We start from the raw sequence: 21,578 nt of genomic DNA on the forward strand, positions 1-21,578 counted from the left end.
TCACGTGCCCTGGTACGGGCGGTAGGTGACCTGGTTGCCCTCCAGGACCAGCTCCACCTCGACCGTGTCGGGGAACGTCGGGCCGAGCGGCCGCAGCAGCACCGGCTCGTGGCCCTGCTGGTGCACCCGGATGTTGACGCTCTGCTGCGTCGCGATCAGGTGTCCGAGCAGGTCACGGGCGTTCTGCCAGCCGTTGTTCTCGGCGGCGTCGCTGTGCATGCGCCAGTTCACGTTCTCCACCAGCGACCCGTACAGGTGACCCTGGTGCATGGGCCTGCCGACGCCGTAGTCCGCGACCGCCTTCGTGACCTTCTGGTGCGTCGCCGCCAGGTCCACGACCTGCCTGCGCAACGTCATCGGGTCGACACCGCGGGCCTGGCCGACGGCCGCGTACAGGCCGTTGGGGGTGACCGCCGGCGCGGGCTGGCGAGCGAGCACGTCCTCGTTCAGGAACCGGAGCTGCCGCCGCGCGGTGCTGACGTGGTCGGACGCCACCAGCCCGTGCGCCGCGTGCACCTTCTGGCTCTCCTGGATGCCCGCCTGCATCTGGTCGAACGGTGCGGGCATCGGCGTGGACACCGCCGGGTTCATCGTGTTGTGCGGTTCCGAGCCGAGCTGCTCCGGGTTCGGCGGCTCCCAGTGGGTGCTGGTCTCCCCGTCGGCGGGCGGCAGGTAGGGCTCGACGCTCGCGTGCTCACCGGTGGCGAGCTGGTCGCGTTCCGCCTTGAACCTGGTGCCCTTCCTGGCCGGCTTGGTCTCGTGGAACCGGTTCGACGGGTTCGGCAGCGCGGTGTGCGACTGCGGCAGCTTGCCGGTCTGGAGCAACCCGTAGGCGATCCGGGACAGGTCGGTGCCGGTGTCGCCCGCGAAGAAGTCCGTCTTGAACGCCTCACCGCGCACCGGGTGGCGGTTGTTCTGGACGTCGATCCTCGCGCGTTCGGTGGCGGCGGCCATGTCGCTCGCGTCCTGCGGCGTGTGCAGCCGCGCGAGCTCGGTCGCGTAGAAACGGTTGAGCGACTGGCTGAGCCCACCGAACTCCGCCCCGCCCTGTCCGAACCGGACACTCGGCTGGGTCAGCGGCACCAGAGCGTCGACGAAGAGGTTCGGCTCCGGCGTGTAGGGCAGCATCGGGTGGACGCCCTGCTGGTTCCTGCGCGCCTGCATGTCCGCGTCGATCGCCTGGACGAACTTCTGGTGGAAGTTCTCGTCGTTGAGCTTCGCGCGGAGGTCCTCCTTCTTCTTGGCGCTCGTCGTCGTGTCGTTGTCGATGCGTTCGAGGACCGCCTCGCGCAGCTTCTCCGGGGTCACGGAGACCCGGTAGCCGCCGCCGATCATCAACGGCCGCGACGGACCGCCGGCGTCGTCGCCGACCGTGCCGTCGGTGAGCCGCGTGACGTGGTCGAAGACGTGACCGCCCTGCCTGGTCGTGCGGTCGGCCGGGTCGAAGTCCATGACCGCGACGTACGGGTGCGTCCCGGCGGCCGCCAGCGCGGTCACCGCGAACACGTGCGCCTCGCTCTCCAGCGTCTTGTTGCGCGTCGTGCCGAACTGGAAGCCGTCGTCGCCGTGCTTGACGCTCACCAGCGCGATCGGCTCGGCGCGTTCGTTGATCACCGGTGCGGCGGTCGCCATCGCCGCGTCGATCTCGGCCTGCCCCTCCGCGTTCACACCGAGCACGAACGCCACTCGGCCGTCCACGTCCTGCGTGCCGGCCATGACACCGTCGATCACGGTGCTCAGCTGGTCGAGCTCGCTCGCCCGCACGATCATGCTGACCACGAACGACGGCTTCTCGTCGTGGTCGATGCCGTGCTGGGTGCGCTGCAGGTAGTTGTCCGCGGTGATCTGGACGAGGTCGTTGCCCTGCGCGAGGTTCGCGTACGCCTCGTTGTGCACGCCGTGCTGGTTGAACGGCGCCTCGTCCCGCATCTCGACGTCGTTGGCCTCGGTGTCCGCCTCGACGTTCGCCTCGGTGTCCTCGATGGACAGTTCGGCGAGGTCGTCGCGGGTGCGCTTGACCGGGTCGGCCGCCGCGTCCGTGTCGAGGTGCTCGTTGCCGCGCTTGGGCATGTGCGGCGGGGGCAGCTCGGACCGTTCGGCGGTGTCCTGCGGCGGGTTGTGCGTCTGCAGCGCCGCCATCCGGTCGGAGACCAGCTGGAGGTGCCGCGGCTTGAGGTGCGCGTCCGCCTCGTCGATGCCGTCGGTCATGGGGGAGTTGTCGTCGACGACGTGTCCCTTGCCGTCCTGGTGCTGGAAGATCGGCTTGACCGCGTCCTTTTCCAGGTACTCGTCCCGCAGCCCGAGGAAGTGCCCGACCTCGTGCGCCAGCTGCCGCTGCCCGGTGTCGGCCGGCCAGGTGAGCTGGTCGGCCCTGCCGCCGGGATCGTCGGTGACGTCGATCGTGGCGTGCGCGTCCGCGGGGTTGTCGGTGAACTCCACGGTGACGTGGAACTGCTCACCGTCCGGCAGCCGGTAACCCTGGTTGAACATCTCCTCGACGCCCGCGCGGGTCCGGTCCTGCACCTCGGCCGTGCCGTTGTTCAGGTGCAGGCGCACGGTGAAGTCGCGCACCGGCACACCGCCGACGTCCATGGTGCGGAGGTCGTAGGCGATGGGGCCGCGCCAGGCCTGCATGTTGATGCCGTTGGGCCCGACCTTCGTGGAGTCGAGCACGCCGCCGTCCTCGCCCCGCACCCAGCTGGTGGCCGGGGTGGTGGCGCGGGCGTCGGCGATGGCCTGGGAGGAGGCGGGGTCGCGCGGGTCGAACCAGTCCGCGCTGGTGTCGGTGCTGTGCAGCGGGTCCGCCTGGGTGGCGGGCTCGGCGGTGGGCACGTCGACCGGCTCGGCCTCGACCGCGGTGTCGGTGTCGGCGGCGTGCTCGGTGTCGACTGTGGACTCCGGCTCGGCGTCGACCACGGCCTCGGTGTGGAGGTCGGGCTCGGTGTGGAGCGCGGGTTCGGTCACCGGCTCGGCGTCGACCGGGGTCTCGGCCACGACGGTGGTCTCGGCCGCCGGCTCGGCTTCGGCGGCCGGGGTTTCGGGTCGGGTGTCAACTGCGGACTCGGCCACGAGCTCCGGTGCCGGGTCAGCGGTCACCGGCGAGTCGTCCGCGACCGCGGTGTCGCCCGGTACCGGGGCCTCGACCACGTCCCTGAACGCCGCCTCCTGCGCCACGCTCGCGCCGTGGTCGTAGCCCTTGCCGTGGGCGAAGACGTCGGTGGCGAGCCGGTCCAGGTCGGCGGTGTAGGACGGCGTGGTGCCGATGGCGTCCCACATCCGGTGCGCCCAGGCGTCGAAGGCGGACCTGCTGCGCGGGTCGGCGAGCTTGCCGAACCGCGCCTGCTGGGCCGCGCCGATGACCGGGTGGCCGAACTCCTTCTCGAACGTCCTCGCCACCTGCTCGGCGCCGTGGCGCTGGATCAGGGTGGCGACGTCGTCTGTCCTGGTGTCGAGGACGACCGATGCCCGCAGCAGACCGACGCCGGGGCTGCCGGAGGGCAGCGTCTGCTCCACCTGCCTGGCGAGCGGGGGAGCGTCGGTCATCGCGTCCGCGGTGAGGGACTTGACGTGGCTCGCGACCACGACGTCCGGGACGGCGGCCGGAGCCGCCACGTCCGGGGTGGCCGCGGACGGCTCGCCGGTCGCCGGGGCGTGCGGGGGCCGCGGTGCCGGACGCGTCGGTGCCTCGCCGCGCGACGACGACGCCTCCGCGGGCGGCTGCGGAACGGCCGGGGTGCCGTCCGCGTCGCTCGACGAGGCCTCGGTCACCGTGATCGCGGGAGGCTGCGGAACCACGCCGGTGCCGCCGTCGGTCTCGCTGTCGGTCTCGCTGTCGGTGTCGCCGCTGGTACCGCTGCGTGCGCCGCCATCGGTGCCGGCGCGAGTTCCATCGTCGGTGTCGCCGCGAGTTCCGCCGTCAGTTCCGGCGCGAGTTCCGCCGTCAGTTCCGCCACCCGTGCCACCGTCAGTACCGCCGTCGGTGGCGCTGCTCGCCGGAGCGGCCGGCGGGGCGTTGTAGGTGGCGATCTGCTCGTCCACCGCCGCCTTCTTGTCCCACCACGTCTGCTGCCGGGCGTCGGCCGCGCGCCTCGCGTCGTCCAGGCGGGTCTCGGCGTCGGTCACCAGGGCCTGTTGTGCGGCGCGGTGCTGCGCCACCTGGGCGGCTGCCTGGTCGTGGGTCGCCTTGGCGGCCAGGCGGTCGGTCTGGGCCTGGGCCACGACGCCCTGCTGGGCCGCCACGTCCGCGCGGCGGGCGTTGGCCTCGGCGCGGAGGCCCGGGATGGCCGCGTTGGCCTCGTCGAGCCGGCGTTGCGTCTCCCGCATGGAGTTCTGCGTGGAGTCCAACGTCGCCTCGGCGCCGCGCAGCGCGGTCTCGGCGTCCGCGTGCGCGGTGCGCGCCGCGTCCACCTGGGTCTGCAGCTGGGCGTTGCCAGGGGCGGCGGCCAGCTGGTTCTCCAGGCGCTGCAGGGTGGCGGCCTTGGTCTCGACGTCCGTGCGGGCGTCGTCGATCTCGAACTGCGCGGTCATGGCCAGCGCGCCGAAGCCGCCCACCTTGGGTGCCAGCTCGTTGATCTGGTCCAGCGTGCGCGCGACCTCGGCACGCGCGGTCTCCGCGCGCGCCTCCAGGGCGGGCAGCTTCGCCTGCTCGTCGAGGTGGGTCTGGATCGCGGTGTTGTAGGAGATCTGGACCGGGGTGAAGGACGAGTCGCCCCGCGCGGTGGACGCGGCCACGTCGTTGATCACCTGCTGCGCCTCGTGACGGCGGGCGTCGACGGCGACCTCGGCGGTGCGCCAGGCGTCCGCCGCGGCCTTCACGTCGGCCTGGGCGCCGGACAGCGACGGGCTGAACGGTCGGCCCAGCAACGCCTGCGCGTCCGCGACCGGCATGCGGACCGCGGCCGAGGAGGGCACCGCCAGGTCGACGACCGAGGTCTTGCCACCGATCGTCGCGACCACGCGGTACTCGACCCCGAACTTCACCAGTCCGGTGGTGGCCTTCGGCTTGAGGTTGTTGACCTTGTTGTCGGTCTGCCCGCCGGACACCGCCGACGAGTCCTCGGCGGCGTGCCGCAGCTCGACACCGCTCAGAGCGACCGCCACGTTGTCACCGGGGTCGGAGTTCTGCTTGATGCCCGCGCCACCGGTCGCGAGACCGACCGACACGTCACCCGAGTCCGCGACCTTCGAGTCCACACCGGTCGCCGTGACCTGCGACTTCGGGTTCTCCAGCGCCACGCCGTCGCTCAGCGACCCCAGCGTGGGATCGACCAGCTTCGCGTAGACCTTGACGTCCGCGTCCTGCCCGAACGTCAGCGCGGCCTCGTGCAGGCCGGGCACGGTCAACGGCCCGGACAGCATCGACGGCAGGTGCGGCTGCAGGTTCTCCGGGCTGAGCGTGGACAGCAGGCTGTTCAACGAGCCGGTGCCCTTGCCGGTCAGGCCCTTGCCCGCACCCGCGCCCTTCAACGCGTCGAGCGCCGCCGTGCGCAGGTCCGCGGCACCGCGGAAGTTCTCCACCGACGCACCGGCGGGCAGCGCGGAACCACCCTGCTGCCAAGCGGAGACCCGATCCGGCGCGGCGTCGGCCGCCGTGCCGGGCGTCTGCGTCTTCGTGTACGGCGCGGGCGTCTCGGTGCCGCCGATCTTCTGGTTGTCCGCGTGCAGCCGGACGGTCATCTCCTGCACACCGCTGGGCTGCGACGCGACGACCTTGTCACCCTTCTCCACCACGAGCTCGAACTCGATCGGCACGGTGTAGCGCGCCGCCGGTCCACTGCCCGCGCGGAACGCCGACTGCTGGTCGGTCGTCGAGGTGGTGACCGAGCTGCTCGTCGACGAGCCGACGTTCGCCGCCGCCGCGACACCTGCCGTGCCGGACACGTTCGGGTTCGCGCTGCCCGGCGCCGCGAGGCCCGGTGCCTTGAGCCCGACGCCCCAGGCGGTGCCGCGGCCCTGGCCGTCGGTCACCTTGTGCGAGCCGGAGATCGTCGACTCCATCTCGACGCCGTCGTTGACGACGTCGACGAACTGCGGCGTGCCTGCCTTGGCCCGCAAGGTCACCTGGTAGGAGTCCTTGCCGAACGTGCCGGGCTGGTGCACCAGCAGCGGAACCCCGCCGTCGAGTGCGCTGTCGATCATCGCCTTCACGCTCGCGGGCGAGCTGAAGTCGACCAGGCGCTGCAGGTTGCTCATCGAGTCGTCGAGCACCGAGTCCGGCAGCAACGACCCGCCGAAGCGCTTGGACGTCTTGGCGTTCACCTTCGCCGACAGGTCGGACACCACACCGGACAGGTCCGGCACGCTCTCCACAACGGACAGACCCAGCGCGCCGGGTTCGCCGGCGGCCACGGTCGCGGGCGGCGCCATCTTCGGGAAGTCGGGCTTGGGCACGTTCGGCTGCACGTCCGGCAGCAGACCCATGTCCCGGGCGACGTCCTCGGTCACGCGCACGAACACGGAGTTCGGCAACGAGACGGTGGCGCCCTCGGCGTGCGGCCTGCTGCCCGCGATGAAGTTCGCCGCGCGGCTCTCGCCGACCACGGTGACGTCGGCGTCGAGCTGCACCAGCACGGTGCGGGCACCGGACGGCGTCACGCGGTTGCGGTCGTGGCTGCCGCCGACCTCCTTGCCGGAGGTCTTCGAGTCCGACCACGGCGTGATCTTGCCGGCCACCGCGAAGCCACCGGCACCGCTGGTGGGAGTGGGCTCACCGGCGGGCGGGGCGGGGTCGTTCGGCTTGATCGGGACGTTGATGCCGCCGGTGACGTCCACCGACCGGTTCGTCGTCGACGACTGACCGGCCTTGTAACCGCCGGTGCTGGCGTTCTCGGTGCCGGTGTCGTCCGAGATCGACACGATCTTCGGGTTGCTCAGCCCGAACTTCACGCCGATCGCGCCGGTCCGGTCGAGCAGCCTGCGGTCGTACTTGAGGCCCTGCTCCTGGATGCCCGTCTCGGTCAGCGTGCGCAGGTTCGCCTTGATGTTCTCCGGGGAGAACATCCTGTCGATCTGCGCGCGGGACGCGGTGCCCGGCACGGTCAGCGCCGAGTCACCTCCGGCCGCGCGGTTCAGGGCGTCGATCGCCTGGTCGCGCAGCGCCGTCGTGTTCGCGACGGCCTCCACGTGCAGGAAGTCCGGCACCTTGTCCTTGGAGGGCTTGCTCAGCAGCTCCTTGACCGTCGGCGCCTTGGGAAGCGTCTTCGGTTCCGGCTTGCCCGGCTCGAAGCCCTTGCCGGGGTCGGTGTCCAAAGTGGAGCTGTCGGACACCCAGAGGTTGACCTCGCCCCTGATCGGCGCGAGCGTGCCGTCGCCGGTCTTCGCGACCGTGGTCTGCACCGGCGCCTGGAAACCGGGGGCACCGGGCACGATCCGCCGCACCCAGGCCCGCGGCCGGGTGAACGCGGTGATCTCGACCTCGAACTCGACGTCGCCGCGGAACACCTGGGCGTTCGGGCTGCCGACGTTCAGCGACGTGCTGTTCACCGTCGGACCGGCGGTGGTCTTGTCGGTCCACGAGTGGTTGTACTTCACGCCTGCCTGCGGGGTCGGCGTGAGCTTCGCGGCCGAGGTCTGGCCCGGGATCACGACCTTGCCCTCGACGCCGCCGCTCCAGCCCTTGGTGGTGCTGGAGGAGCTGTCGAGCTTCGGGCCGGTCGACGACGCGTCCCGCACGTTGCGCAGGTCTGCCTGCCCGAGGTGCTTCGGGTCGCTGATCTTCGCCTTGACCGTGATGTTGACGTAGGTGTTCGTCGACCTGCCGCTGTTCTTCAGCTGCACCTGGACGCCGGGACCCATGAGGCTGTCCATGTTGGTCCGCAACGCCGCGGGGGAGAGCTGCGAGGTCAGCCTGCGCTGGTTCGCGAGCTGTTCGGCGACCTCGGCGAAGTCCTTGCCCTTGCGGCTGCGCGGGTCGGCGCCCGCCTCGTTCCACTTCGGCAGGAACTTCTCGAGCCCCGGGACCTTCCGCAGTTCGCTCTCGACCTGCTTCTGGACCTCGGACGCCACCTCGAACTCGCCGACCTTGGCGTTGCCGGTGGCGATCGCGTCACCGAGGTAGGGCGGCGGGAACTTCTGGCCCTTGTTGGTGTCGTCGACGATCGAGTCGCGCGTCCCGGCCGGCGTGGGCAGCCCGGCCTGCGCGGCCTCCGGCAGCCCGACCCGCAGGTACGACGTCACGGGGATCTTGACGCTGTCGCCGGACGGCGTGCGCACCTCGACCTCGGCCGTCACCTTGTACAGACCGGTGTCGCCCTTGAGCTGGATGCCGCTCTTGTGCGCGGTGTTGATGCCCGCGTTGACGTTCTCCGCCTTGCGCGCCCCGTACGTGACGGTGGCGCCGACCTGGCCGCCGACCGCGTTCGGCACGCCGATGTTGCCACCGAACCCGGCCGTGACGTCGCCGCCCGACTTGGTCGTCGAGGACACACCGCTGCTGTGCGACGAGGTCTCGTGCACGCGCAGCTGCCCGGTGCCGAGCGTGCCGACGAGCTCCGCCTTCTGCAGCGTCGCGGTCATCTGCACCGCCGCGCCCTTGCTCGCGTGCGGGCTGATCAGGTCCGGCGACGTGACGTACGCGCCGCCGAGCATCGCGCCGAGGTTGTTGCGGATCTCGGTGGGGGACAGGAAGTTCTGCAGCGCCTCCCGGCCGGGCGAACCGACCTTGACGATCGACGGGTGCAGCTTCGCGGCCACGTCGGCGAACGCCTTGGCCTGGTTGTCGACCGTCACCGCCTCCGGAGCGGGGTGCTCCAGCTTCGCTCCCCAGCCGGGGACGGCGGGGGTGATCTCGGGCAGGGCGTTGCCGGAGTTCGTGATCGTCGCCAGGTCGTTCGGGATCTGCAACGTCACGTCCGTGCCCGCGTCGACCGTGACGGTGGGCGAGGGGGTGCCGTTGGCGTTGGTCAGCGTGATCTCGTACGAGACGCCGACGACGGCCTGCGTCGACCCCTCACCGGCGCGGATGACGCGCTGGTCGGTGAGCGACGACGACATCGACTGCGACTGCGCCGGTGTCGCCAGCTGGGCCTTGCCGCCCAGCGAGCCGTACGGGCCCATCGCGACACCGGCCGTGGCCGAGCCGCCGACGTCGTTGGCCGTCGCGACGGTGTGCGTGCTGGACGACGTGTTGCCCGACTGGGCCATCGCGTCGACCTTCACGCCCGGCGCGTCCACCGGTGCGGTGGCGGTCTGCGCCTGCATGGTGGCGCGGACGTTCGCCTCGTACCAGGTGTTGCCGATCTTGACCTGGAAGTTGCGGCCGTTGTCGAGGAACGACTCGAAGTCGCCCTTGATCGCCCGCTGGATGCGGGCGGCGTCGTCGGCCTTCAGGTTCGCGATCGCGTTCGTGACGTTCTCGGCGCCCCGGACGTCGGTGGGCGCGATCGTGCCCAGCGCCCTGTTGTCCTGGAAGAAGCCCGGCAACGACTGCGTGCCCGGCATGACCTGGCCGACGGGCTGCGGTGCGAGCGTGGCCATCGGGATGACCGGCGTCGGAGGCGCCGGGCGGGTCTGGACCTCCGGCTCCGTCCACACCGAACTGTCCGGAGTGGACGGCGGGGCCTGCCGCGACTGGCCGTCGACGTCCATCGCGTCGATGGGCAGGAACGTCGACTTGCCGTTGTCGTTCTCGCGCACCTCGAAGTGCAGCGCGTCCGCGTCCGAGTCGCCGGTGAACGGCTGCAGCGTCAGCGTCTCGCCGGGGCGGTGGAACACCACCGGACGGTCGAGCTGCGTCGCGAGCACGTGCCCGGCGAGGTTCTCCGCCGCGCGTGCCTTGGCGTTGTCGGCGTCCTTCGCCGTCTGCTGGGCGGCGTCGAAGTCCGACTGCTCCATCGGGTCGAGGTCGGTGCCGGGCGTGCCGGTGTGGTCGACCTCGACGTCGGTGGCCGTGCCGGGCGCCGGCTTGAAGCTGTCCGGGATCACGGTCTGGGGAGCGGGGCCCGGCTCCACGAAGGCGTTGACCAGGTGGCCGTTCTCCAGGCCGTGCTGCTGCCGGAACCGCGCGATCTTCGTCGTGACGTCCGGCGACGCGTTCGCCGCCTTGGCGATCGTCTCCCGGCGCAGGTCGGCCGCCGTCCGCGGGTCGTTGCCCAGCGCCTGCGTGGCCGCGTCGAACAGGCCGTCCGGGCGCGGGTCGGCGGCGTACTGCAGCACGCCGTGTTCCAGCGTGCCGAACGTGCGGGTGACGTTGCTGTTGTTGTCGGACAACGCCATGCCGACCATCGCGGCCATCTTCTGCTGCTTGGTGCCGGCCTCGTACGGGGGCAGCGCGTCGAGCTTGTCCTGCTTCGCCTTCGCCTTGGCGGCCTTGGCCAGCGCCTGCGCCGCCGCCTTCTGCTCCGGCGTGAGCTTCGGCCCCTTCGCCGCGGGCTTCTTGGTCTTCTCCGGCGGCACCACGGGCTCCGGCTGCACCGGCGGTACACCGGCGTCGATGCCCGAGAACCCGATCCCGAGCTTCGTCGGGGCCGAGACGGCCTGGTTCAGCGTGTTCTTGTCCTGCCACCCGAGCTTGCGCGCGTCCGTCTCGCTCGGCGTCCAGCCTCCCTCGACCGGAGCGGTCTCCGTGTGGACCTTCGTGTTCTCGTCGTAGGAGTAGGTGTGGTGCTTGACCTGCTCGGGCTCGCGCTGGGTGTGGTCCTTCTTCTGGTACTCCTTGCGGATGTCCGCGGGCGCGGTGCCCTCCTTGGCCGCCTTCGCCAGGGTCGGGTCGAGCGTCGTGTCGGCGCCGAAGAACCGGCTCGGCACCGTGGTCCAGTCGACGTGCGACTGCGGCCACGACTTGCGGCCCCGCTCGGCGAACCCGAGCGCGAGGCGGGACAGGTCGGTGCTCACCGCGCCGTCCACGAAGTCGGTCGAGAAGTTCTGGCCGCGGAACGGGTTGCGGTTGTTCGCCGCGTCGACGGCCACACCCGACACGACGTTGTCGATGTTGGTCTGGGTGTCGTTCTCGCTCTTCGCGACGGTCTGCGCCGCGTGGATCTCGACGAGCTCGTTGGCCGCGAAGTGATTCATCGACTTGCCGAGGCCGTTGAACTCCGCGTCGTCCTTGCTGAACTTGACGTCCGGGTCGATCAGCGGGACGACGGCGTCGATGAACAGGTTCGGCTCTGGCGAGTACGGCAGCAACGGGCTCACGTCGGACTGCCGGACCCGCGCGTCCATGTCGTCGCGCATGGCCTGCTCGAAGTCGCGGACGAAGCCGGGCCGGTTGATCTCGGCGGTGGCCGCCTCGAGCTCCTTCTTGCGGGCGCCGATCTCCTTGATCCGGGCCTGAGCCTTCTCGGGGTCGAACTTGGCGCCCTTGCCCTTGCCCTTCGCGGCGGCGGCCGGGTTGTGGTTGTTGATCTGGTTCTGGAGCTTGCCCGCCTCTTCGTTGAGCTTCTTCGTCTGCGCCTCGATCCGCGCCTCGACCTGACCCTTGATGTCGGCGTCGCCGACCCGGTAGCCGCCCGAGTGCATCAACGGGCGGATCGGGGCGATCCCCTCCGGGCTCATCGAGTCGCGGAAGTGGGTGAAGACGTCCTTGCGGTCACCGGTCACGAGCCGCGAGCCGGTGTCGAAGTCCTGGATCGAGAGGTACGGGTGGGTGTCGCGGCCCAGCATCGCGCCGACGGCGAACTTGTTGGCGTTGCTGGTCATCGTGTCGTTGCGCATGGTGCCATACGGGAACTTCGCCGAGGCGGCCGCGGGCGCGGGGTCCAGCTTGACCAGCGCGATGGGCACGTCGAGCCCGGCGATCTCGCGGTTGGCGTTCGCGATGGCGATGTCGAGCGCGCTCTCGTCGCCCTTCCTGCCGTTCACGCCGACCACGAACACGATGTCCTTCTTGAGGTCACCCGCGTTCGCCGTGATGGACTCCACGACCGACCTGATGTCGGTGTCCGGGTCGCTCAGCTGGCCGTGGCCGACGATCATGTTGACCACGAACGACGGCGGCTTGTTCTGCTCGACGCTCTTCAGCAGGTTGCCGACGTGCTCCTGCCGCGACGGGATCGGCACGGCGTCGTTCGCGAGCTTCGCGAACGCCTGGTTGTACTGGAAGTCGACCGGGCCGAGGTCGAGCTGACCGAGCTTGGTGGTCAGGTTCTCGATGTCGGCTTCCAGCGCCGCGTCTTCCTGCCGGGTCTTCTTGTCGGCGCCGGTGGGCTGGGTCTCGGCGTCGCTGTCGTTGTCGAAGTCCCTGTCGGTGCGCTTGCCGGGACGCGTGTCGCCGTCCGGGGTCTCCTTCACCGCGGTGTCCTGGGCCGGCGTGATCGGGCCGGTGTGGTCCAGCCTCGTGTCGGGGACCATCACCTGGCTGTTCGCGGTGCGCTCGACGAGCCACAGGTGCCGCGGCCGCAGGCCGGGCTCCTTGCCGTGGACGTCCGCGCCCATCATGCCGCCGTCGTTCTGGTGCACGCCCGAGTTGGTGTCGTGCTGCTGGAAGACGCGGCTCGAGTCCTTGTACTCGTCCGGGATGCCCAGGTAGTGCAGGGTCTCGTGGGCGAGGACCTCGGGACTGGTGTCCGGGTTCCAGTGCGTCTGGTCGACGTTCGGGTTCTTGGGGTCGACCTTGATGCTGGTGTGCGCGTCGGCCTTGTTGTCGACGAACTCCAGGTTCAGGTGGAACTGGTCACCGCTCGGCAGCCGGTGGCCCTGGTTCAGCAACGAGTTCACGCCGTTGGCGGCGTTGGCCTTCACCTCGGCCACGAGCTCCGGGTGGACGTTCGCGGCAGGGTCGAGGTGCACCTTGACGGTGTACTCCTGCACGAAGTTGCCGGGGCTGGTCTCGATGCGGCGCAGGTCGTAGTTGATGAGGCCCTGGTAGGACTTCAGGTTCGACGGCGTGCTGTCCGTGCGGACGTCGCGCACGACGACGTCGACGGTCCTGACGTTCGCGTTCTCGCGCCGGTCCGCCCACGTGCTCGGGTCGGCGGGCTTGCCTGGCGCGAACCAGTCAGCGGTCTTGGCCGGGTCGTGCCGCCACGACTCGTCGGTGAGGACGTCCTTGCCCGCGTGGGACTCCGGGGTCGGCGGCGTCATCTTCGGCGGCGCGCCGACCTTCGGCACGTCCCTGCGGCCGTCGGTGTTCTGGACCGGGGGAGCGGGCGGGGCGACCGGCGGTGCGGGACGCGACGAGCTCGCCTCGGCACCGGAACGGCTGGTCTCGGCCACCGCCGTGTCCTTCGGCGGCACGGGCGGCGGAGTGTCGGTGTCCGCCGTGGTGTTGGTGGTGTTCGTAGACGGGCCACCGGTGTTGCCGTCGTTCTTGGGCGGGACGGGCGGCGGCGGGTTGTTGAACGAGTCGATCTCGCCGTCGACCTTGGTCTTGGCGTCCCACCACTTCTTCTGCTCGGCGTCGGCCTTGCGGCGGGCGTCGTCGAGCTTGGTCTCCGCGTCCTTGATGTCCTTCTCGGCCTTGGTCTGCTGGTCGACCAGCTGCTGACGAGCGTCCTCGGCGGCCGTGCGGGCGTTGTCGGCCTGCGCGGCGGCGTTCTGCTGCGTCTGGAGGTCGGTGCGGGCACCGGCCGCCGCCTGGCGCTGCGCCTCGAACTCCGCGCGTGCCTCGGCGAGCTGCTGCCGGCGGTTGTCCAGCGCGGTGTGCGCCGCGTCGGCCTCCTGCTCCAGCTGCGCGATCTGGGCGTCGGGCGCGCCCTCGGCCCGTGCGTCGGCGACCGCGTTGTCGGCCACCTGCGCGTCCTGGCTCAGCGACACGACCTGGGCGTTGAGGTCCTGGATCGCGGCACGGGTGTTCGCCGCGTCCCTGATCGCGTTGTCGAACGTGCTCTGCAGCGGAACGACCTTGGCCTCGGCGTCGAGGTGCGCGTCGATCGCGGTCTCGGCCTCGACCGACGCCTTGCCGAGCGGCGCGTCGGTCTTCGCCATCACGGCCGCAGCCTCGTTGATCTTGTCCTGGGCCTCGTGCCGGGCGTCCTCGACGGCCTTCTCGGCGGTCCGCCAGTCGTCGGCCGCCTTCTTGACCTCGGTCTGCGCGTCCTTCAACGAGTCGCTGAACTGCTGGTTCAGCATCGTCTCGACCTCGGACGCGGGCATCCGCACGCCGGCCGAACCGGGCACCGTCAGGTCGACGACACCGGTCTTGCCGCCGATCGTCGCCACCACGCGGTACTCGACGTCGAACTGCACGAGACCGCTGCGGGGCGCGTCCTTGGGCTTGACGTTGGCGCCCTGTGCCTGCGAGGGACCGCCGGACACCGCCGCCGAGTCCTCACCCGCGTGCTTGGCCTCGACACCGCCGGTGGAGAAGTTGACGGTGTCCTTCGGGTCGGTGCCCTGCTTGACCGCCGCGCTGCCCTGCGCGAGACCGACGGACACGTCCATCGTCTCGGACGCCTTGGCCTCGCTGGAGGTCTCGGTCGTCTTCGTGGTCAGCGGGTGCTCGATCTTGACGCTGTCGCTGAGCGACCCGAGCTGCGGGTTGACCAGCTTCGCGTAGACCTTGACGTCGGCGTCCTGCCCGAACGTCAGCGCCGCCTCCTTGAGGCCCGGCACGTCGAGCGGGCCGGACAGCATCGACGGCAGGTGCGGCTGCAGGTTCTCCGGGCTCAGCGTGGAGAACAGGGCGTTGAGCGAGCCCGTTCCCTTGGCGGTCAGGCCCTTGCCGGCGCCCGCCTCCGTCATCGCCCTCACCGCGGCGTCGCGCAGGTCCTTGGCACCGCGGAGGTTCTCGACCGACGCGGTGGACGGCAGCTGCGAGGCACGGGTGTCCTGCTGGAACGCGAACGTCGCCGCGTCCGTGCCGTACTCCGCGCCGCGCTTCGAGGCCGCGGACATGTACGGCTGCGGGGCCGCGCCACCGGCGATCTTCTGGTTGTCCGCGTGCGTGCGGACCTTCATCTCCTGCGGGCCGCTCTTCGCGCTCGAGACGAGCTGGTTGCCCTTCTCCACCACGATCTCGAACTCGACCGGCACGCTGTACTGCGCCGCCGGGCCGCTCGCCGTGCGGGTGTGGCTGAACGCCTCGTTGGTCGAGGTCGTGATCGAGGTGCTCTTGCTGCCGCCGACGTTCGCGCCCGCCGCGACACCCGCGGTGCCCGAGACGGCCGGGTTCGCGCTGCCCGGCGCCGCGAGGCCCGGTGCGCGCAGGCCGGCGCCCCAGCCGGAGCCGCGGCCCTGGCCGTCGCTGTCCTTCTTCGAACCACCGACGTTGTGCGTCATGTCGACGCCGTCGTTGACGACCTGCTCGAACTTCGGCGTGCCCGCCTTGGCCCGCAACGTGACCTGGTAGGAGTCCTTGCCGAACGTGCCGGGCTGGTGCACCAGCAGCGGGACGCCGCCGTCCAGCGCGCTGTCGATCATCGCCTTGACGCTCGACGGCGAGTTCAGGTCGACGATGCGCTGGAGGTTGCTCATCGAGTCCTTGAGGACCGAGTCCGGGATCAGCGGGTCGCTGCCGAACTTCTTGGTCTTCGTGGCCAGGTCGGTCGTGAGCTCGCGGACCGCGGCGGACAGGTCGGGGACCGACTCCACGTTGGACAGACCCAGCGCGCCCGGCTCGTTGGTCGCCACCGTCGCGGGCGGCGCCATCGTGCCGAAGTCCGGCTTCGGCACGCTCGACTCGACCTTGGGCAGCGCGCCCAGCTCACGCGCGACGTCCTCGGACACCCGCACGAACACCGACTTCGGCAGGTCGACCTTGACGCCCTCGGCGTTCGGCGTGCCGCCGTGCAGGAAGTTCCCCGCGCGGCTCTCGCCGACGATGGTGAACTCGGCGTCGATCTGGACCAGCACGGTCCGCGCCTCGCCCGAGGTGGTCTTGCCGCGGTCGACGGTGCCGCCGATCTCGCTCGACCGGGTCTTGCTGTCCGACCACGGCGTGATCTTCGCGGTCGCCGCGACACCACCGGACCCGCTCGGGTTCGACGGCGTGCCGGCGGGCGGCGGGGTGACGTTCGGCCGGATCGGCACGTTGATGCCGCCGGTGATGTCGACGGACCGGGCGGTCGTGGACGACTCACCGGCCTTGTAGCCACCGCTGACCGAGTTGTCCGTGCCCGTGGTGTCCGAGACGGCCACCAGCTGCGCCTTGCCCAGCTTCACGGACATGCCGATGGCGCCGGAACGGTCGGTGACGCGCCGGTCGTACTTGAGGCCCTGCTCCTGCACGCCGGTCTCGATGAGCCGCTGCAGGTTCGCCTTGATGTTCTCCGGGGCGAACATCTTGTCGATCTGCGCGCGCGACGCGGTGCCCGGCGTGGTGAGCGCCGAGTCGCCCTTGGCGGCCGCGTCGAGCGCCTTGATCGCCTGGTCCCGCAACGCCGTCGTGTTCGCGACCGCCTCGACGTTGAGGAACTCCGGCGACTTCGGCCGGGCTCCCTCGGGGCTCAGCACGTCCTTGACGGAGGTGGGCCCGTCGATCTTGGTGACCTGCGGATCGCCGGGCTTGAAGCCGTCACCGGGGTTGTTCTTGAGCGTCGCGCCGTCGGACACCCACAGGTTGACGTTGCCGGAGATCTTGGGCAGGTTCGGGTCGCCGGTCTTGGCGACCGTGGTGACCTCGGGCGCGTGGAAACCGGGCGCGCCGGGCACGATCGCCCGCACCCACGTGCGCGGCCGCGTGAAGGTCGTGATCTCGACCTCGAACTCCACGTCGTTCGAGAACACCTGCGAGTCCGGGCTGCCGGCCTGCGCGTTGGTGGCGGAGACCGCCGGGCCCGCCGAGGTCTTGTCCGTCCACGAGTGGCTGTAGGACACGCCTGCCTGCGGCGACGGGTTGAGCGCGGCGACACCGGTCTTCACCGGGATGTTCGCCCTGCCCTGCACGCCACCGGTCCAGCCCTTGGTGGTGCTGGTGTTGGCGTCGAGCTTCGGGCCCGTCGTCGTCGAGTCGCTGACGGCGTGCTTGTCGGCCTGGCCGAGGTGCTGCGGGTTGCTGAGCTTCGCCTTGACCGTGACGTTCACGTAGGTGTTCGTCGTCTTGCCGGAGCTCTTCAGCTGCACCTGGACGCCGGGGCCGAGCAGACTGTCCATGTTCGCCTTGAGCGCGGCGGGGGACAGGCTCGCGGCGATCTTGCGCTGGTTCGCGAGCTGCTCGGCGACGTCGGGGTAGCCCTGGCCCTTGCGCGGCTGCGCGGTCGGGTTGTTCCACTGCGGCAGGAACTTCTGCAGACCGGGGACGTCCTTGAGGGCGCCCTCGACCTGGCCCTGCACCTTGTTGGCCGCGGCGAACTCGCCGACCTTCGCGTTGCCGGTGGCGATCGTGTCGGCGACGAACGGCGGCAGGTACTTCGTGTTCGCCGTGGCCGGGTCGGTGATCGTGTTCCTGGTGTCGGGGTTGGTGAGCAGACCCACCGCGCCGGCCTCGTTGAGGCCCATCCGCATGTGGGTCGTGACCTCCATCTTCACGCTCTCACCGGAGGGCGTGCGGACCTCGACCTCTGCCGTCACCTCGTACAGGCCGGTCTCGGCCTTCACGCCGATGCCGGTCTTGTGGTTGCTGCTCGACCCCGCGCTCACGCCCTCGGCCGTGCGCGCCGAGTAGTTGACGGTCGCGCCGACCGTGCCGGTGACGGTGCCGGGCACGCCGATGTTGGCGCCGATGCCCGCGTTCGCGTCGAATCCGGTCTTGGTGGACGAGGACACACTGCTGCCCCAGGCGGAGGTGTCCTTCAGGTCCAGCGCGGCCTTGTCGTGCGTGCCGACGAGCTTCGCTTCCTTGAGCGTCGCCTTCATCTGCACCGCGCCGCCCTTGCTGGCGTGCGGGCTGACGAGGTCGGGCGACGTGACGAAGCCGCCGAGCATCGCGGGCAGGTTGTTGCGGATCGAGGTGGGGGACAGGAAGTTCTGCAGCGCCTCACGACCGGGCGAGCCGATCTTCGTGATCGACGGGTGCAGCTTCGCGGCCACGTCGGTGAACGCCTTGCCGCCGTCCTTGACCACCACGGCTTCCGGCACCGCGTTCTCGACCTTGGTGCCCCACTCGGCGTCGGCGGGCTTGATCGCCGGCGTCGTGCTGGGGGTGTCGACCATCGTGCTGAGGTCCGTCGGGACCTGCAGCGTGACGTTCGTGCCGGTGTTCACGGTCGTGGACGGCTTCGGGTTGCCGCTCGCGTCCCTGAGCGTGATCTCGTACGAGACCGGGGTCTTGACGGTCTTCGAGCCCTCGCCGGACTTGATGGCGCGCTGCTCGGTCGTGGTGTTCGTGGTCGCCTGCGAGACCGCGGGCGTCGCGATGGCGGCCTTGCCGCCGACCGAGCCGTACGGGCCCGCCGCGACACCGGCCGTGACGGCACCGCCGATGTCGTTGGACGTGGCCAGGGTGTTCGTCGTCGTGGACGCGGTGGCGGCCTGGTAGTTCTTGTCCACCTTGGTGTCGGCGTCGGCCGTCACCTCGGTGGTGGCGTCCGCGCGCATCTCCGCGCGGATGTTCGCCTCGAACCACTTGCCGCCGATCTGCACCTGGAAGTTGCGACCGGAGTCGAGGAACGTCTCGAAGTCGTTCTCGATGGCGTTCTTGATGCGCGCCTGGTCGTCCGGCTTCAGGTTGTCGATGCTGCCGACGACGGCGTCGGCGCCCTTGACGTCGGTGGGCGTGATCGAGCCGAGCGCCTTGTTGTCCTGGAAGAAGCTCGGCAGCTTCGTGTCCGGGACCTGGCCGACGGGCTGCGGCGCCGTCGTGGTCATCGGGATGGCCGGGCTCGGCTTCGGCGGCGCGGGACGGGTCTCGACCTCGGGCTCGGACCGCGTCTGGACGTCGGTCTCGGGCTGGGTCCGCACGTCGTCAGGGGTGGGCGCGGGAGGCGCCGGGCGCGTGTCGGCGTCCGCGTCCTGCCGGGCCTGCTGGACCTGGTCGGTGAAGTCCCGGAGCGCCTCCAGGTGGCCGGTGTTGTGCCCGCCCGACCGCGCGTCCTGGATCTGCTGGTCGAGGTGGGTCTGCACGGACGCGATGTCGGCGTCGCTGAACTGCCGCCAGGCGGGGGAGTTCGGGTCGGCGGGCTGCCGCAGCGCGTAGGTGGTGAGCGCCGCGTCGCGGTTGTTCGTGAACTGGTCGACGCGGTTCTGCTGCCACTGGACGTCGCGGCCCGCCCGCTCGCGGCGGGCCGCCTGGTCGTCCAGCATCGACTGGGTCTTGAAGGCGTCGGGCACCATGTCGGCGGCGTTCCACCGGGTGCTGTCGGCCTTGGCCTTGGCGAGGCCCTGCTCGGCGATCTGCGTCCGCTGGTCGTAGATGTGCGGGGGACCGGCGTGACGGGAGATGTCGAGCGCGTTCTGGATCGCGGCCGCGCGGTCGGGGTTGTTGCTGTACGCCGGGTTCTGCTGCATGTCGCGCAGCGCCGCGGAGTCGAGGCCGTACAGCGACGCCGCGAACGCCCGCGGCGACGTGCCCTCCTGCACGGGGCCGAAGCCGCCGGGCACCACGAGGTCCACGTCCGGGTTCGCCGGTCGCGTGGCCGGGTCCTGCATGAACGGGCCCGGTTCGGCACGGGGCGCGGGCGCCGGGGCCGGTGCGGGCTGGGCCTGCTGGTTCTGGCCGGCACCGCGGTCGCGGATGTCGCCTGCCGGTGGGGGCGGCGCGTCGTTGTCCGAGTGGACGGACGAGGCGTCGTCCACCTCGACCGGCGGCGTCTCCGGCCGGTAGGGCACCGCCGAGTCGACGAGCTGGAGGTCCTGGAGCTGACCGTAGAGCTGGTCCAGCTGCGGGGTCGGCTGACCGGCCACGCGCGCGTCGCGGATCAGGTCCGTGACGTGGTCCTGGAGGACCTCGACGTCCTGCGGCGACACCTGCTGCCAGCCGGGGGCGTTCAGGTCGTCCGGGGGCAGGCTCAGCGCGTACGTCGTGAGCGCGTCCTTGTGGTCGTACTGCAGCGTCATCAGCTCGTTGGAGAGCTGCGACTGCTGCTGCTTGAGAATCTGCTGCTGGGCCTGGCGCTCGGCCTGGTCCGTGCGCATCAGCTCGGACTTGAACATGTCCGGAAGCGCGTCGCTGACGTGCTTCAGATCGGTCGCCCTGCGGTGGTTCTCGTTGATCTCGGTCCGGAGGTCGCTCAGGTGCTGCGGGATGCCACCGGGCTTCTGCGCGATCTCCAGGTTGCGGGACATCTGGTTGATCTCTTGCACGTGGAACGGGTCGTTGCGGTGCTGCACGGCGAGGTCGGCGAGCTCGGCGGGGGTCTTGCCGAAGAGCGAGGCCCTGAAGCCCGCGAACTCCTGCCGCGGGGTGAGCCCGCTGTTGCCCGGCCGCGTGTCCACGTCGGACTCCGCGTCCGACCGCGCGTCGAGATCGGACTGCACGTCGAGGTCCGACTGCACGTCGAGATCGGACTGCACGTCGGAGCCGGGGTCGTTGAGGGCGGCCTCGTTCGCCATCTCCTGGCGGCGCTGCTCCAGCTCCAGCTCGAACTGGCGGTTGTTGAACTCCCGGGTCCTGGCATCGAGGTCGCGCAGGCGTTCCGCGCGGGCCTCGATGTCCGCGTTCATCTGCGCGATCTTGGCCTGCGTCGCCTGGATGTTCGCGTGCATGTCCGCGGCCTTGGCGAAGCGGTTGTCGTAGTCGGGGTTGCCGACGAACGACAGGTTGCGCTCCGTCTGCCGCACCAGGGCCTCGGCGTCGGCGATCTTCTGGTCGAAGTCGACCGAGGTGTCGACCTCGCCGCCGAACATGCTGGTCAGGAAGCCCCTGATGCCGGTGTTCGCCGACTTGCCGTCGCGGTAGTTCTGCAGGGCCTCCCTGGCGTCCTCCAGCTGGGTGCTCAACGCGTCCAGACCGCGGGTCGAGGCGTGCGAGAGCACCTTGCGGACGTCCGCCTCGTTCTGCACCCGCTGCTGCAGGTCCTTGAGGCTCTGGGCGTCGAACCCGGCGTTCTCCGCCGCCGCGATCTGCTGGGTGAGGCGGGCGTCGAGCTGGGGGAGCATGGTCGACGGGATGCCCGCGAGGTTGTCCGCGTTCGGGCCCGCGACCTGGGTGTCGATGATGTGGGTCAGGCCCAGGTTCGGGCCCTCGGCGTTCAGGGTGTCGATCTGGCTGTCGGTGTTGCTCTTCAGGTCGGTGAGGATCTCGACCTGGGCCTTGATCGCGGCGGTTTGCGCGCGCTCCTGCGGGTTCTGCGCCGCCTCGGGCTTCCAGGAGCCCTTGGACTTCGCCTCGTCGATCCGGCTCTGCAGGTCCGCCGACCGTTGCATCAGGTCGTTCGTGAAGACCTGCGGACCGCCGGGGTGCGCTGCTGCGCGCTTGATCAGCTGGGTCTTCTGCGCCGCGTCGTAGAGGCCCTTGTCCTGGCGCCCCTTGTACAGGTCGCCGATGGTCTGGTTGACCTCGGCGGAGGACTTGCCGCTGAGCCAGGCCTCCATGCCGGCGCGGACCTCCTGCGGCGTCGGACCGCCGAGGGCGCCGAACGCGCCGTTCTGCGAGGAGATCTGCACCTGCGGCGCGCCTGCCGGGCCGTGGGTGGTCTGCACGCCGTTGTTCTCGACGACGAGCTGCACGCCCAGCGACTGCGCGATCGTGTCGGGCAGGTGCGCGCCGACCTGGGAGTCGGCCCAGGACGGCGTGTTCAGGCCCGTGGTGACGAGGGCGGCGGGCGTCGGCATCGCGCCGGTCGTCTTCACCTGCTGCGTCACGTGGTTGACCACGTCGGCGTCGC

Annotated in this window: 1 protein-coding gene (cut by a window edge); it reads right to left on the reverse strand. The window is 70.7% G+C overall.

What is annotated here, in order from left to right; genetic code table 11:
- Positions 1 to 21,578 carry the 3' portion of a hypothetical protein gene (locus tag ACQEU1_RS00520; protein WP_433194977.1) on the reverse strand. It continues 7,216 nt past the right edge of the window, so the window shows 21,578 of its 28,794 coding nt (coding positions 7,217–28,794); its start codon lies off the right edge, out of view; it ends in the stop codon at positions 1 to 3.

The organism is Lentzea sp. CA-135723 (assembly GCF_050936595.1).
Classification (GTDB): Bacteria; Actinomycetota; Actinomycetes; order Mycobacteriales; family Pseudonocardiaceae; genus Lentzea.